Annotated in this window: 10 protein-coding genes and 1 pseudogene; 4 read left to right on the top strand and 7 right to left on the bottom strand. The window is 64.2% G+C overall.

Going from position 1 to position 14556, the window contains the following annotated elements; genetic code table 11:
* Window positions 1–525: 525 nt before the first annotated feature.
* The gene (locus tag QP181_RS12150; protein WP_333928669.1) at window positions 526–1542 is read left to right on the top strand and encodes a thermonuclease family protein; all 1017 of its coding nucleotides are present in this window, start codon (window positions 526–528) and stop codon (window positions 1540–1542) included.
* Window positions 1543–1833: a type II toxin-antitoxin system RelE/ParE family toxin gene (locus QP181_RS12145; protein ID WP_333928668.1), complete on the top strand. Its 291-nt coding sequence runs from the start codon at window positions 1543–1545 to the stop codon at window positions 1831–1833.
* A gap of 163 nt (window positions 1834–1996) precedes the next feature.
* On the opposite strand, the gene QP181_RS12140 is transcribed toward QP181_RS12145, so the two are convergent.
* The 3 genes from QP181_RS12140 to QP181_RS12130 all read right to left on the bottom strand — a co-directional run bounded on the left by QP181_RS12140 (window position 1997) and on the right by QP181_RS12130 (window position 4360).
* The gene (locus QP181_RS12140) at window positions 1997–2239 is read right to left on the bottom strand and encodes a helix-turn-helix domain-containing transcriptional regulator (RefSeq protein ID WP_333928667.1); all 243 of its coding nucleotides are present in this window, start codon (window positions 2237–2239) and stop codon (window positions 1997–1999) included.
* Between the two features lie 802 nt (window positions 2240–3041).
* On the bottom strand, window positions 3042–4094 hold the full coding sequence (locus tag QP181_RS12135; RefSeq protein WP_056484648.1) for a ribonucleotide-diphosphate reductase subunit beta: 1053 nt from the start codon (window positions 4092–4094) through the stop codon (window positions 3042–3044).
* A 62-nt stretch (window positions 4095–4156) separates the two neighbouring features.
* Entirely contained in the window at window positions 4157–4360 is a 204-nt protein-coding gene (locus QP181_RS12130; RefSeq protein ID WP_132736349.1) for a hypothetical protein, read from the bottom strand.
* Window positions 4361–4416: 56 nt separating this feature from the next.
* On the opposite strand from QP181_RS12130, the gene QP181_RS12125 reads away from it, so the two are divergent.
* Complete coding sequence (locus tag QP181_RS12125) at window positions 4417–4677, top strand: DUF2171 domain-containing protein (protein ID WP_333928666.1); 261 nt, start codon at window positions 4417–4419, stop codon at window positions 4675–4677.
* 138 nt (window positions 4678–4815) lie between these two features.
* On the opposite strand, the pseudogene QP181_RS12120 reads toward QP181_RS12125, so the two are convergent.
* The 4 genes and pseudogenes from QP181_RS12120 to QP181_RS12105 form a co-directional block, all read right to left on the bottom strand.
* A pseudogene (locus QP181_RS12120) lies at window positions 4816–6733 on the bottom strand (ribonucleoside-diphosphate reductase subunit alpha).
* Window positions 6734–7354: 621 nt separating this feature from the next.
* A complete protein-coding gene (locus QP181_RS12115) occupies window positions 7355–9460 on the bottom strand; it encodes an ATP-binding protein (RefSeq protein WP_333928665.1) in 2106 nt (701 codons plus the stop codon).
* Between the two features lie 105 nt (window positions 9461–9565).
* The gene (locus QP181_RS12110; RefSeq protein WP_333928664.1) at window positions 9566–10291 is read right to left on the bottom strand and encodes a haloacid dehalogenase type II; all 726 of its coding nucleotides are present in this window, start codon (window positions 10289–10291) and stop codon (window positions 9566–9568) included.
* A 209-nt stretch (window positions 10292–10500) separates the two neighbouring features.
* A complete protein-coding gene (locus QP181_RS12105) occupies window positions 10501–13170 on the bottom strand; it encodes an EAL domain-containing protein (protein WP_333928663.1) in 2670 nt (889 codons plus the stop codon).
* Window positions 13171–13416: 246 nt separating this feature from the next.
* Between QP181_RS12105 and QP181_RS12100 the strand changes: the two genes are divergently transcribed.
* A complete protein-coding gene (locus QP181_RS12100) occupies window positions 13417–14556 on the top strand; it encodes a Gfo/Idh/MocA family protein (RefSeq protein ID WP_333928662.1) in 1140 nt (379 codons plus the stop codon).

Here is a 14556-nt window from a genome sequence, read left to right as displayed (position 1 = left end):
GCAAGAGGTTCAAGCTGGACGCGTAACGGGGGCGGGGAGTGGCTAGGGCCATTTCCCGCCCTTCGTGTGTCCGGCGTTTCCAGTGGGTTGGCGAGTGAAGTATAGGAAGTGCAGACGCTCGCGCGATAATTGCGGGAGGGTGCGCAGGGCGCGCGGGGGCGGGGAGTGGCGGCACTTTCCGCCCTTCGCATGTCTGGCGTTTCCGGTGTGTCGGGCGAGTGAAGTATAGGAAGTGTAGACGCTCGCACGATCTTTGCGGGAGGGCGCAAGCTGGACGCATCGCGGGGTGCGTGCACGTCGCGCTGGACTGGAGTGAGGGCTGGCATGCGTCGAACTGGGCATGTCGGCCCCGTGTAGGACAGCAAAATCTGGCGCGTCTGCGAGCGGGTGCATTGCTGGTCCGATTCATCTAGGACGTGACCTGCGCGATGTTCACGATGCGTTCGCCTCGTTTCCGACTCCGCTCGCCGCAAGACCGGGTCGCGCCAAGGTGACTTCCGCGCGCGCGCGTAGGCGCGAGCGATGATGGAGTATGTGTTTGATTTCATGCGGTTGCTCGGCGGCGACCGCGCTGGCGCCACGCGTGGCCGTGGGGGCTCGGCGCGCGGTACCAGGCCGGGAGTCCTGCTGCAGCTCCGCCTGGTGTTCTACGGCGTGCTGCTCGGGCTGATGATGCCGGTGATCCGCCAGATCGACTGGGCGGCGCTGGTGCCGTCGGGATTGAAGATCGAATGGCCGACCGGGTTCGGCATCGCCTGGCCTGCCGGGCATTTGCGCGTGCCGGGGGGCTGGGGTTGGGGCGCGGACGCGGCGAAGGCGGAGGCGTCGGCCGCGGCCGCCGGAGCGGCAACCACGGCCGGTGCCGCCACCACTGCTACCGGCGCGCTGGCGACCGCGGCGGGGGTCGCCAGTGCGGCGACGACCGTGGCGGCGGCGGCGTCCGCGCTGTCGGGGGGCAAGGCGGTTTCCGCGCGCTTCACGATCTGCGGGCACGCCAAGCGGATCGACTGCATGGTCGACGGCGACACGTTCTGGATGGCGGGCACGAAGATCCGCATCGCCGACATCGACACGCCGGAGACCCATCCGCCGCGTTGCGCCCGTGAAGCACGGCTGGGGCAGGCGGCGACGCTGAAGATGCAGGCGCTGCTCAACGCCGGCCCCTTCACGCTGACCCCGATCAAGCGCGACGTCGACCGCTACGGGCGCAAGCTGCGCATCGTCGAGCGGGGCGGGGAGTCGCTGGGAGCGGTACTCGTCCGCTACGGACTGGCGCGGAATTATGGTGGGGGAAGCGATCGCCTTGGTGTGGGTGGGCCTGAGTTGTCGCTGGTCGTGGTTGCCTTTGAGGTGTATCTCCGACCGGTGACGCGCGAAAACGCCTTGTTCGATACGAGCGATCCAGCCGCGGAGGCTGAGGCCGATGTGCGGGCCGACGCGGACGTGAGCAACGGGCGATTGATCAGCCACGACGCGGTCAAGCACTGGCTATCGTCATGGGGTTCGACCGAGCCTCTACCCCGACCTCGCGTCGGCGATTAGTTGCGCATTGCCTGGACGGACGATGCCGTCGCCAATCTAGAGGCGATCGTTACCTATGTCTCCGCGTTCAATCCCGTCGCTGCCAAGGCATTGGGTGTGCGGCTTATCGCGGTCGCAGACAGCCTAGCGATCTTTCCGGATCGAGGTCGCGACGTGGGCGGCGGACGGCGTGAGCGGACGACGGTATGGCCGTATATTCTTCGCTATCGCGTGGTCGACGACTGCGTGATCATTTTGCGCGTCAGGCATGGAGCGCGAGATGAGGAGGGGGTAAATGATCGGCCCGACTGAGTCGGCGCAGAAGGCTCAGCGCGATTATGATGCATGGAAGCGGGCGAAGATCGAGCGCGGGATGGTACAAGCACGCGACCGATCAATGATGATCCCGATCGAACGGTGTTGCGCGAACTGACCGTTTGAACATGGCGAAACGCTGCGATTTGCGACGCAGTTTTCACGCTGCCTTCGCGGTGTGTTCAAGGCCGAGGGCCTTGAGCGTTCGGATGACCGAGTCGAGCGGAATATCGGGCCGGGGCTTGGGCTGTTCGGCGATACCGCGGACCTTGGCTACGTCGGCGAGTGCAGCGGCGATCAACGCGGGGTCGCCGTCTTCGAAGACTGCTTCGAGATAGGCGAGAATCGCGGCGTCGCTGTCGAGGTGGTCGGTGACGTTCCAGTCGGTCGTTTCGACGGCCATCAGTTGGACTCCCAGGCCTTGGCGATGTCGCGGGCTTGCTGAATATCCGCGCTTTGCCGGGATTTGTCATCCCTCATCAGCTAGAAGGCGAGCGCTGCGCCTTTTGCTCGTGAAATTTCTGTACGGACAAAGCTTGCGGCATGTTCTCGCGCGCAAACTTCGTCAGTTCCAGAAATGTGGATTCGGACGATCCGCATCTGTCCAGCAGCGACTTCCCCCGTCCGATGATTGGATGAGTGTGAACACTTCTACAATATGATCGCGTAGTATCGAGTTCGCGTCCGTCGACAATATTCGACGGTTAAACAGCGAGGCTGCTATCTCAAAATGAGCTAATATCTGGCCCATATTATAATCATTCGACTGATTATCGGTTATGCGGTCCCAATACCGGTTGATCTCGGTAAATATTTTGAAGGCGAAGTCGATATCTGAAGTTGTGCGCTGTCTTTTGAATGTGGCAAGCCCTACCCACGCAGCGTACCCCGCCACCGAAGCTGCCAAAAGCGACGAGCTCGCTGAAATCCAGTCGGTAGCGGAGGGCATTTTTACTTCTTATCGCCAGATCCAGTAGTTGGAATTGTTGTCGATGGGGACGGAACTGTCGACGGGAGGTGCCCTGTCGGCACCGACGCCCCCGGTTCGCTAATACCTGACGAGATGGGTAGATGGGCAGTAGGAATGGACTTTTCCAAAATAGATGCCACTATAATATCTAAGTCGGTTATTTTGCCACCTCGTCAGTTAAGTTGTTAAGGTTGTAGGCTGATATTGGTTCGCCGATACCTACAACTACATCATTTCATTCAGCAGCAACAGAATCGCTGAACATGTCGCGAACCTCACTCAGGTCCACATTCGCAATCGGCCCCTTCTTCGCAGTCTGGCGCTTGTCGAACGAGTCCCAGACGTCGTTCCACTGACCCTTCGTCGCGGCCTTCGAATATTCGGTGGCGCGCTGTTCGAAGAAGTTGGCGTGCTCGACACCGTTGAGCATCGGCGCGAGCCACGGCAGCGGGTGCTCGTCGATCATGTAGATCGGCTTCAGGCCGAGCTGAGTCATGCGCCAGTCGGCGATGAAGCGGATGTACTTCTTGATCTCCTTGGGGGTCATGCCGTTGACCGGGCCCATCTCGAAGGCGAGGTCGATGAAATTGTCCTCGAGGCGGATCGTCGTCTGGCAGACGTCGGCGATGTCGTCCTTGACCGCCTTGGTCAGGCACTGGCGCTCCTGACAGAAGGTGTGGAACATCTTGATGATGCCCTCGCAGTGCAGGGACTCGTCGCGGATCGACCAGGTGACGATCTGGCCCATGCCCTTCATCTTGTTGAAGCGCGGGAAGTTCATCAGCATCGCGAACGACGCGAACAGCTGGACGCCCTCGGTGAAGCCGCCGAACATGGCGAGCGTGCGGGCGATGTCCTCGTCGTTGTCGACGGTGAACTGCTGCATGTAGTCATGCTTTTCCTTCATCTCGGCATATTCGAGGAAGGCGCCGTACTCGCTCTCGGGCATGCCGATGGTGTCGAGCAGATGGCTGTAGGCGGCGATGTGGACCGTCTCCATGTTGCTGAACGAGGTCAGCATCATCTTGATCTCGGTCGGCTTGAACACGCGGCCGTATTTCTCGTGGTAGCAATCCTGCACCTCGACGTCGGCCTGCGTGAAGAAGCGGAAGATCTGCGTGAGCAGGTTGCGCTCATGATCGCTGAGCTTCTGCGCCCAATCGCGGCAATCTTCACCCAGGGGCACTTCCTCGGGGAGCCAGTGGAGCTGCTGCTGGCGCTTCCAGAACTCGAACGCCCAGGGGTATTCGAACGGCTTGTACTGCTTGGAGGCGTGAAGGAGGGACATGGGGTAAGCCTTTCGGAAGATGGGTTTTATATCGGGAAACTGGTGGGATCAGGTCGCGTGTTTCATGTCTCGGTGCTCCACTGCCACATCGCGGCGGCGGACATCGCGAGGACGATCGCGCCCGAGGTGAGCATGATGCCGATCATGCGGAACGCGTAGGTCTGTTGCTCGGTGATGCTCGGGCTACGCAACCGGAGCAGCATCGCGGTGCCGACGATTCCGAGCACGCCCGCGACCACGAACATGATAGCTGAACCATACGTCATGCGACCAACTCGCCCGGCGCGCGTTCAGCACCCGAACCCCAAACAGGAGAACGACCATGGTCGATGCAACCAAGATCCAGGAACATGCCGAAATCATCGGCGCGGACGGCGTCCATGTCGGTACCGTCGACAAGGTCGAAGGCAACCGCATCAAGCTGACCAAGAAGGACTCGGGCGCGCAGGTCGTCGAGGGCACGGGCAGCCATGAAGGGCATCATCACTTCATCTCGCTCGGGCTGGTCGCGGATATCGAGGACGGCAAGGTCCGGCTTTCCGCCAACGCCGACGTGGCGGTGACGTTCGAAGAAGAGGCCTGACGCGAACGCGGTGCGTATCGAACGCACCGCATAGCCAGTCCGAACCCCGGTCCGCTTAGCGCGGGCCGGGGTTTTTGCGCCAGGCGCGCCCCGGTCCGTGTGTCACGGGCCGGGGTCACGCTTGAACGCCGAGAGGCCTTACTGGCAGGCAAGGCACTCATCGTAATCCTTCGACTCGACGTCGATCTGGCGCAGGTCGATCGTGTTGTCCGCCTCGACGCCGCCGGCGAAGCCCGCGCGCTGGACCGACTTCGAGCGGAGGTAATAAAGCGACTTGATGCCGAGCTCCCACGCGCGGAAGTGGAGCATCAGGAGGTCCCACTTCTCGACGTCCGCCGGGATGAACAGGTTCAGCGACTGCGCCTGGTCGATGTACGGCGTGCGATCGGCCGCGAGTTCGAGCAGCCAGCGCTGGTCGATCTCGAACGACGTCTTGTAGCAGTCCTTTTCCTCGACCGAGAGGAAGTCGAGATGCTGGACCGAACCGCCCTGCTCGAGGATCGAGTTCCACACCGCGTCCGAGTTCTTCGACTTCTCGCTCAGCATCTTTTCGAGATACGGGTTCTTGATCGAGAAGCTGCCCGACAGCGTCTTGTGCGTGTAGATGTTCGCCGGGATCGGCTCGATGCACGCCGACGTGCCGCCGCAGATGATCGAGATCGACGCGGTCGGCGCGATCGCCATCTTGCAGCTGAACCGCTCCATCGCGCCGACGTCGGCGGCATCGGGGCAGGGGCCACGCTCGATCGCGAGCTGCATCGAGGCTTCGTTGGCCTGGCTGCTGATGTGCTTGAACATGCGCAGGTTCCACGACTTCGCCATCGCGCCCTCGAACGGGATGCCGCGTGCCTGGAGGAAGCTGTGGAAGCCCATCACGCCGAGCCCGACCGAGCGCTCGCGGCCCGCGGAGTAGGCGGCGCGTTCCATGCCGGGTTCGTGGCGGTCGATGTAATCCTGCAGCACGTTGTCGAGGAAGCGCATCACGTCCTCGATCAGGCCCTTCTCGTCCTTCCACTGATCCCATGTCTCGAGGTTCAGCGACGACAGGCAGCACACGGCCGTCCGCTCGTTGCCGAGGTGATCCTTGCCGGTCGGCAGCGTGATCTCCGAACACAGGTTCGAGGTCGAGACCTTGAGGCCGAGCTCGCGGTGATGCTTCGGCATCGCCTTGTTCACGTGATCGGCGAAGACGATGTACGGCTCGCCGGTCTGGAGGCGGGTCTCGACGAGCTTCTGGAACAGCGAGCGCGCGTCGACGGTGGCGCGAATCGCCTGGTCCTTCGGCGAGCGGAGATGCCATTCGTCACCGTTGCGGACGGCTTCCATGAAGGCGTCGGTGATCAGCACGCCGTGGTGCAGGTTCAAAGCCTTGCGGTTGAAATCGCCCGAGGGTTTGCGGATTTCGAGGAATTCCTCGATCTCGGGGTGCGAGACGTCGAGGTACACGGCGGCCGACCCGCGGCGCAGCGAGCCCTGGCTGATCGCGAGCGTGAGCGAATCCATGACGCGGACGAACGGAATGATGCCGCTGGTCTTGCCGTTAAGGCCGACCGGCTCACCGATGCCGCGGACGTTGCCCCAATAGGTGCCGATGCCGCCGCCGCGCGAGGCGAGCCAGACATTCTCGTTCCAGGTGTCGACGATTCCGCCGAGGCTGTCGGGGACCGAGTTGAGGTAGCACGAGATCGGCAGGCCGCGGCCGGTGCCGCCGTTCGAGAGAACGGGGTGGCGGGCATGAACCAGAGCTTCGAGATCGCGTCGTACAGACGCTGCGCGTGGCCGGCGTCATCGGCGTACGCGGAGGCGACGCGGACGAACAGGTCCTGGTAGCTCTCGCCCGGGAGCAGGTAGCGATCCTTCAGCGTGTCCTTGCCGAATTCGGTCAGCAGCGCGTCGCGGCTGTGATCGACCTCGACCGGGTAGATCTGTGCGCGCACGGAATGACTGTCCTGCGCCTGGCGGGGGCCTTCGGAGCCTCGGCTTCGATGGTGGGGGCTGCTTGGTCGATCGTGTCTGTGGTCATGTCGCTATCCCGGCTGCTGTCTCTGAAATCCATCGAAACCGCTCCTAGTGTTCTGTATTCGTTCGAATCGGTCGCCTGTCGCCATGCTACCATCGGACGGACCCGAACGGGAGAACAAAAAGTGACCATCGCGGCGGTGGAAGGCGCGCTTACGGTCATATCGCATAGGACTATGCGAAGGTTGTTCTACCAGCGATTGGGTCCGCCCCCGAACGCAACCCCAAGAGATTGTGCCAAAGCGCGGAGAGACGCAAGGGGGTGCGGGGGTGGTCGGGGGCTCGGTTCGTCGCGTTCGCGTGCGGGTTGGCCGGGCGGGATATTCGCGACGCGTGGAGTTCTGCGGGGTTCGCGATGTGCAAGGGAACGGGGCGGGAACGAAAAATTATTTCGAGGGTCGAAGTGGCAAATGTTGCTTTGGTTGTGAGGGAGGGCGGGGCGCTAGATATGGGGTGTGTCGCTAACGATCCTCCCCCTGGCGGGGGAGGATCGAAATGCGGTTGGCGATTCATCGATGCCTCGTCCGACGGCACCACCCCGGCGGAGGCCGGGGTCCAATAGGGGGCGTCGCCAACGGAGCGGTGCGCGTCGTTACTGCAACCTTTCCATTTGGGCCCCGGCCTTCGCCGGGGTGGAGGTGATTGAAGGGGTTCTGGCTCAGCCCTCGATGATCGTCCGGATCTGCGTGGCCAAGGCCTCCATCGCGAAGGGCTTGGTGATCATCGACATGCCCGGCTCCAGGAAGCCCGCCGCGAGCGCGGCGTTTTCGGCATAGCCGGTCATGAACAGCACGCGCAGCCCCGGGCGCATCGCTCGACCGGCGTCGGCGACCTGGCGGCCGTTCAACCCCGGCAGGCCGATGTCGGTGACGAGCAGGTCGATCCGGTCCATCGTCCGCAACCGTTCGAGACCGGTCGGGCCGTCATGCGCCTCGACCGCCTGATAACCGAGCTCGCCGAGCACCTCGACGATCAGCGACCGGACGACCGTATCGTCCTCGACCACCAGCACGACCTCACCCGCGTCGGTGGCGTGATCCTGCGTCAGGCTGGGGAGCGCCTCGTCCTGCTCCGCTTCGCCGTAATGGCGCGGCAAATACAGCTTGATCGTCGTGCCCTGGCCGACCTCGCTGTAGATCCTCGCATAGCCTTCCGACTGGCGCGCAAAGCCGTAGATCATCGACAGGCCGAGCCCGGTGCCCTGGCCGATCGGCTTGGTAGTGAAGAACGGCTCGAACGCCTTGGCGATCGTGTCCGCAGACATGCCAGTGCCGGTGTCCGAGACGCAGATGCAGACATAGCTACCCGGGCGGACGTCGCGCTGACTGGCGATGAAATGGTCATCGAGCAGCGCGTTGCCTGTTTCGATCGTCAGCTTGCCACCATGCGGCATCGCATCGCGCGCGTTGATGACCAGGTTGAGCAGCGAATTCTCGAGCTGGTTGGGATCGCACAGCGTCGTCCAGAGGCCGGCGGCGAGCACCATCTTGAGCTCGACCTGCTCGCCGATGGTCCGGCGGAGCAGGTCCTCCAGCGAGGCGATCAGCGGATTGACCTTGACCGGGCGCGGATCGAGCGGCTGGCGGCGCGAGAAGGCGAGCAGGCGGTGGGTGAGCGAGGCCGCGCGGTTGGCGGCGGCGGTGGCGCCGGTGATGAAGCGGTCCAGTTCGCTCACGCGGCCTTGCGCGACGCGGCGCTGGACGATCTCCAGGCTGCCGGTGATGCCTTGCAGCAAATTGTTGAAGTCGTGCGCGATACCGCCGGTGAGTTGGCCGACCGCCTCCATCTTCTGCGCCTGGCGGAGCGCTTCCTGTGCCTCGACCAGTTCCTGCGTGCGATCGCGGACGCGCTGTTCGAGGTCGGCATTGAGCGATTGCAGATCGCGTTCGAGCATCTTGCGATCGGTGACGTCCGCGCCCTCGACGAACACGCCGACGACCGCGCCGGTCGCGTCGCGGATCGGTTGGTAGACGAAATCTACATAGCGATCGTCGATCGGGCCGCCGGGTTCGGCCTGGACCGCATACAGCATGCCGCGCGCGGTAAAGGCGTCGCCGCTCGTGAACACGCCGTCGAGCAGGTCCAGAAACCCCTGTTCGACCGCGTCGGGCAATGCCTCGGCGACCGTGCGTCCCAGCACTTCACGGTGGCCGATCAGCTTGTCGTAGCCGGGGTTGGTCAGCTCGAACCGGTGCTCGGGCCCGCGCAGCATCGCCATGAAGGTCGGCGCCTGCGCGAACATCTGGCTCATTCGCTCGCGCTCGTCGCGTAGTGCGCGTTCGGTCTGGACTCGCTCGGTGCTTTCGTAGGTCGAGCAGAACATGCCGGCGACCGCGCCGCTTTCGTCGCGCACCGGCGAATAGGAGAAAGTGAACCAGGTCTGCTCGTCATAGCCCTTGCGATTGGTAACCAGCGGCAGGTTTTCGAAGAACGATGCCTTGCCGCCGAGAGCGCGGTCGACGAGCGGGCCGATGTCCGACCAGAGTTCCGACCATATGACATCGAGCCGACCGCCGAGCGCGGCGGGGTGCTTGTCGTAGAGGATCCGCGCGTAATGATCGTTGTAGAGGAAGCCGAGTTCGGGTCCCCAGGCGACGCACATCGCGAATTCCGAGGCAAGCATCAGCGATACGATCGACCGTAGCGACTGCGGCCAGTGCTCGATCGGCCCCAGCGGAGACGTCGACCAGTCGTGTGCGCGGATCATCGCGGCCATCTCGCCGCCGCCGGTCAGGAAATCGGCCTCGGCCGTCTGTAGGGTCATCTCAAATTCCTGCCGGGTCGCACGCCAGGCCGAATTTTACTCCGGGGTGCGTTCGATACGGCGACGCGTCGCACGTTTCTACCGGTTCGCAGGCAGGTCGGCGGGTCATCGGCACAGTTCGTCGGCCAATCGCGTCAGGCTGTCGACGCTATAGTCCCAATCCTGCGCGGCATCCGCATCAGGTGCGGAGCGGCCGCCATATTCCTGAGGGCGGTCGACATAGGCGGTCTGCAGGCCGGCGGCGCGCGCCGCAGCGAGGTCGCTGTGGTGCGCGGCGACGAGGCAAAGTTCGCCGGGAGCAATGCCGAGAAACCGCGCGGTGGCGAGGTAGGATTCGGGGAGCGGCTTGTAGACGCGGCTCACCTCCGCGCCGAGGATCGCATCCCAGGGAAGACCGGCACGGCGAGCCATGTCCAGCATGAGCGCGATGTTGCCGTTACTCAGCGTGACGATCGGGACATCGGCCTTGAGTCGGGTCAGCGCTGCGACGGAATCGGGCCATGGATCGAGCCGGTGCCACGCATGCGTGAGGTCGACGAGCGCGGCTTCGTCGAGCGTGGCGGGATCGATGGCGTGATGCCGGAGCAGATCCTCCAGTGCCTCGCGGTGGAGCGTGTCGAGGATCACGAACGGACGGCGACCGCTGCGCACTTCCTCCAGCGCCGGCTGATAGCGTTTGCGCCAGCCATCGGCGAAGCGGTGCGGGTCGATATCGCCGCGGTTCAAGCGCGCGAGGAAGGGTGCCGCCTCGCGGGCGATGCCCGAACGCCAATCGACGACGGTGCCGAAAACGTCGAAGGCCAGGGCTTTGATGGACGCGCGATGTACCATGGAGGAGAGACGGTGGGGGCGGGGGTTGGTTCCCCGGAATGGGCGAGTTCGAGGCCTTTGCGCATGCTGGCGGTGAGCGCGTCGTCGACGCTTTGGCCCCCATCCCGGTGAAGGTCGGGACCCGATTTGGGCACTGGGGGTGGCGAACGCCGTCCTCTGTCACGACGACCTTTCCAGTTGGGCCCCCGCCTTCGCGCGCTTGCCCTACTTCACCCTGCGCGCCGAATGCGCGAGGCCTGTCCCTGGTTCAGCCGTTCCAGGTTGAACGCCTCGTGGAATTCGATCCCGGCCTTGCCGTCGCGCGCCCAGCGGACGCGGGCGGGGGTGAGTTGGTCCTCGATCAGTTCGATCTGCATCTCGACACCGTCGGGATTGCCGTCGATCCTTACCCCGTCGAGCATCGCGCCCGACGTCGATATGTCGCGGATGCGGACGTCGCCGCGTACCCCGCCGATCAGAATGCGCGCCGAGCGCAGCATCTTGGTTCGTGGCGCGCGGCTGACCTTGAAGCCGCTTGCGGTCGCTGCACCATTCTCGCCGCCGAGTTGCAGCAACGCCTCTTCGGCACGGACCGGACGGCCATAGACATAGCCCTGGATGTGGCTGCACCCGAGATCGCGCAACAGGTCGATCTCGTCCTGCACCTCGACGCCCTCGGCGGTGGTCTCCATGCCGAGCGTGTCGGCGAGCGTGACGATTGCCTTGATGATCGCGGCGTTGCGGTTGCCGGGTTCGGCGGCGCCTTTCACGAACGACTGGTCGATCTTGATCTTGTCGAACGGGGCGTTGCGCAAATAGCCGAGCGACGAATAGCCGGTGCCGAAATCGTCGAGCGCGAGCCGGACGCCGACGCCTTTGAGCGCCTTGAACATCTGTTCGGACGAACGCGTCTCGTCGAGGAACACGCCCTCGGTGATCTCGAGCTCGAGCCGGCCCGGCGCGATCCCCGACTGCGCGAGTGCGCTGGTCACGAGTGCGGGGAGGACCGGGTTGGCGAACTGGATCGGTGAGACGTTGACCGCGACGCGAATGCTATCGGGCCAGCGCGCCGCCTCCAAACACGCGGTGCGCAGGACCCATTCGCCGATCGCCTCGATCAGCCCGCATTCCTCCGCCACGGGGATGAAGTCGGCGGGCGAGACAAGCCCCCGGGTCGGGTGGTTCCAGCGGATCAGCGCTTCATAGCCAACGATCCGCACCGATTTGGTGCTGACGACGGGTTGGTAGCACAGATGGAACGCGCCTTCCCCGAGGGCGACCCGCAGATCGTCCTCGAGCAGTTTGCGCGTCCGTGCGCCTGCGAGCATCTCGTCCGAGAAGAACCGGTGGACGCCGCGCCCGTCGCCCTTGGCGGCGTAGAGCGCAAGATCGGCGTTGCGAACCAGCGTTTCGGAGTCATCGCCATCGTTGGGCGCAATCGCGATGCCGATCGAGCAGCCGATCGTGACCGCGGTACCGCTGATGAAATAAGGCTGCGACAACGACGCGATCAGGTCGCGCGCGAGCACCGCGAGCGTATCGCGGTTGTCGATCCCCGGCAGCACGACCTTGAACTCGTCGCCGCCAAGTCGCCCGACCAGCCCAGCGTGGCCGACCCCGCGTTGCAGCCGTTGCGCGACCTGCTGCAGCAACGTGTCGCCCGCCTGGTGGCCAAGCGTGTCGTTGACCGCCTTGAACCGATCGAGATCCATCAGGAACAGCGACGTCGCGCGGTAGGGGCCGGTATTCTGCGCAAGCGTCTTGTCGAGCGAGACGCGCATCCGCTGGCGGTTGGCGAGCCCGGTCAGCCCGTCGAACAACGCCAGCCGCGTGATCTCCGCCTCCGACTTGCGCTTTTCTGTGAGATCGCTGCCCGAGCCGATGAAACCCTGGAATCGACCGAGATCGTCGACCATCGGCCGACCCGAGATCGACCACCATCGCTCGCAATCCTGCGCCGCGGCGCACACCGAATAGTCGGCGAACGAGGTTCTCGACGAGATGTGGAAGGCGAGCGTGCGTTCGGTGCCGGGCGCGTCGCTGTCCATCCGGAACAGATCGGTCAGCATCTGGCCGACCGCGTCGCCCGACTGGACCAGGTCGCGCGCGACCTTGGCGGATAGATAGGTCACGCGGCCCTGACGATCCGCCTCCCAGAACCAGCCGGCGCCATGGCCCTCGAACTCGGCGATCATCTTGACCGCGACGCGGCCTTCGTTGGAAGCGGTCGCACGCTCGAGTTCGAGCGCGTGATCGATCCGCGCGAGGCTGACCGTCGCGGCGATCAGGCACCCGAAGAACAGGAGCGCGATCGCGACGGCAATGGTGAAGCCGGCGAGGATCGCGAGCGCGAACACGAGGCCGGTGCCGACGCCGAGGATCGCTGCGCGAATCGGGTGAAGGCTGACCGCGGTGATGCCGATCGTCCCGGCGACCGCGATCGCGCTGCCAAACTGGATCGCGCCGTCCGGCGTCGATGTGACCGACCAGAGCAACGATGTGAGTGCGGCCCCCATGATCGCCGCACATATGGTGACGATCCAGTTGCGTCGGTGCGGCGCCAGTGCCTCCGTATCGGGAGCGCGGACCGTCACGAAGATGAGCAGCGACGCCAGCGTCAGAATGCCGCCATGCACGATGATCGCGCCAACCGACGCGTGGTCGGCGGCATCGCCGACGGCGGCGAGGCAGATCAGCAGACCGCAGGTGACGATCTGGACCGCCAGGGCAAATGGCCAGACTGCGGCGACTTGCGCGAGCTTCAGCACGAACAGGTCGGTCACCTGATCGCCGATATCCGCGGCCAGCCCGAACAGCCCGCGCATGGCGAGATGGGGTGGCCGGTCTTGCGCACGGCGATCGGCGGAGGGAAGCGGGGCGTACATCGCGGTCTTCGTCACCTTGGCGGGGCAAAATGCCAGATATGGCGCGCGATGCCCGAACACTCGCGTGACGCGGTACTCTACCCGAAGTGGTTTCTTTCACGTAAATCGGCGAAGGGTTTTTCGCACGGAAACAAGGCGTTCGATATGCTGCGGCGGGACCAGCTCGGCAGGGACGTAATGTCGTCCGTCCAAAAATTCGGGGATAGCTATGCCCGCTGTCGCGTTGAGCGTGTGACCCCCTTACCTACCGAGGCATTCCCCATGAGCGCAGTTTCCACAATCACGTCCGCCCTCGGGCTGGGCAAGAAGAAGGTCCGTTATGCGATCGTCGGGCTCGGCGACATCTCGCAGGCGTCGATGATGCCCGGCGTCGCGCATACCGGCAATTCGGAGATCGCCGCGCTGGTCACCGACGATCCGGTCAAGGCACGTGAACTCGGCAAGACATACGGCGTCGAGGCGACTTATCGCTATGACCAGTTCGACGAATTGCTCGCGTCGGGGCTGATCGATGCGGTCTATCTCGGGACGCCGAACTGGCGCCATGCCGAGTTCGCGATCCCCGCGCTGAAGGCCGGCATCCATGTTCTGTCCGAAAAGCCGCTGGAGATTTCGGTCGAGAAGGCCGAGGCGATCCGCGATGCCGAGCGCGCGTCGTCGGCCAAGCTGATGATCGCGTACCGGCTGCATTTCGAGCCGTCGACGCTCGACGCGATCCGGCGCATCCGGGCCGGCGAACTGGGCGAGCTGATCGCGTTTACTTCGTGCTTCACGCAGAAGGTCGATCCCGCCAATCACCGCGTGAAGAACGGCGTCATTGCCGGGCCGCTGTTCGACATGGCGCCGTATCCGATCAACGCGACGCGCTATCTGTTTGGCGCCGAGCCGACCGAAGTGGTCTCGGCGGTCGCCACGCGGCATCCCGAACTGGGGCTGGGCGATCTCGACGACACGTTCGCGGTGACGTTGCGCTTTCCCGGCGATCGGCTCGCGCAGTTCACGGTCTCTTATGCCGCGAACAACGTCGACAGCCTGACGATCTCGGGCACCGAGGGCAGCATCCACATGGACCCGGCGTACGGCTTCGGCGACGCGATGGAACAGCGCGTGACGATCGGCGAGAAGAAGAGTCATGAGAGCTTCAAGCCGACCGACCAGTTCGGCGGCGAGATGCGCTATTTCTCCGACTGCATCCTCGAAGACCGCGATCCCGAGCCCGATGCGGAGGAGGGGCTTGCCGATCTGCGCGTGATCGAGGGCGTGCTGGAGGCACTTAAGACGCGGGCGCCGGTGACGTTGCCACCGTTCGTGCGCTCGCGCCGGATTTCGGCGGACCAGGAGCAGACCTTGTCGCCGATCAAGGAGCCAAAGCTCGTCAACGCCGCCAGCCCGACCGGCTGA

Origin of the sequence: Sphingomonas sp. LR55 (assembly GCF_036856015.1) — a bacterium.
Lineage (GTDB): Bacteria > Pseudomonadota > Alphaproteobacteria > Sphingomonadales > Sphingomonadaceae > Sphingomonas.
The sequence above is the reverse complement of the archived record's forward strand: the minus strand, read 5'-3'. Positions and strand labels throughout refer to the sequence as shown.

Excerpts from the sequence above, each read along its gene's own strand:
- QP181_RS12135 (WP_056484648.1), bottom strand. The coding sequence starts at position 4,094 with ATGTCCCTCCTTCACGCCTCCAAGCAGTACAAGCCGTTCGAATACCCC.
- QP181_RS12100 (WP_333928662.1), top strand. The coding sequence starts at position 13,417 with ATGAGCGCAGTTTCCACAATCACGTCCGCCCTCGGGCTGGGCAAGAAG.
- QP181_RS12110 (WP_333928664.1), bottom strand. The coding sequence starts at position 10,291 with ATGGTACATCGCGCGTCCATCAAAGCCCTGGCCTTCGACGTTTTCGGC.
- QP181_RS12115 (WP_333928665.1), bottom strand. The coding sequence starts at position 9,460 with ATGACCCTACAGACGGCCGAGGCCGATTTCCTGACCGGCGGCGGCGAG.
- QP181_RS12140 (WP_333928667.1), bottom strand. The coding sequence starts at position 2,239 with ATGGCCGTCGAAACGACCGACTGGAACGTCACCGACCACCTCGACAGC.
- QP181_RS12150 (WP_333928669.1), top strand. The coding sequence starts at position 526 with ATGGAGTATGTGTTTGATTTCATGCGGTTGCTCGGCGGCGACCGCGCT.
- QP181_RS12130 (WP_132736349.1), bottom strand. The coding sequence starts at position 4,360 with ATGACGTATGGTTCAGCTATCATGTTCGTGGTCGCGGGCGTGCTCGGA.
- QP181_RS12125 (WP_333928666.1), top strand. The coding sequence starts at position 4,417 with ATGGTCGATGCAACCAAGATCCAGGAACATGCCGAAATCATCGGCGCG.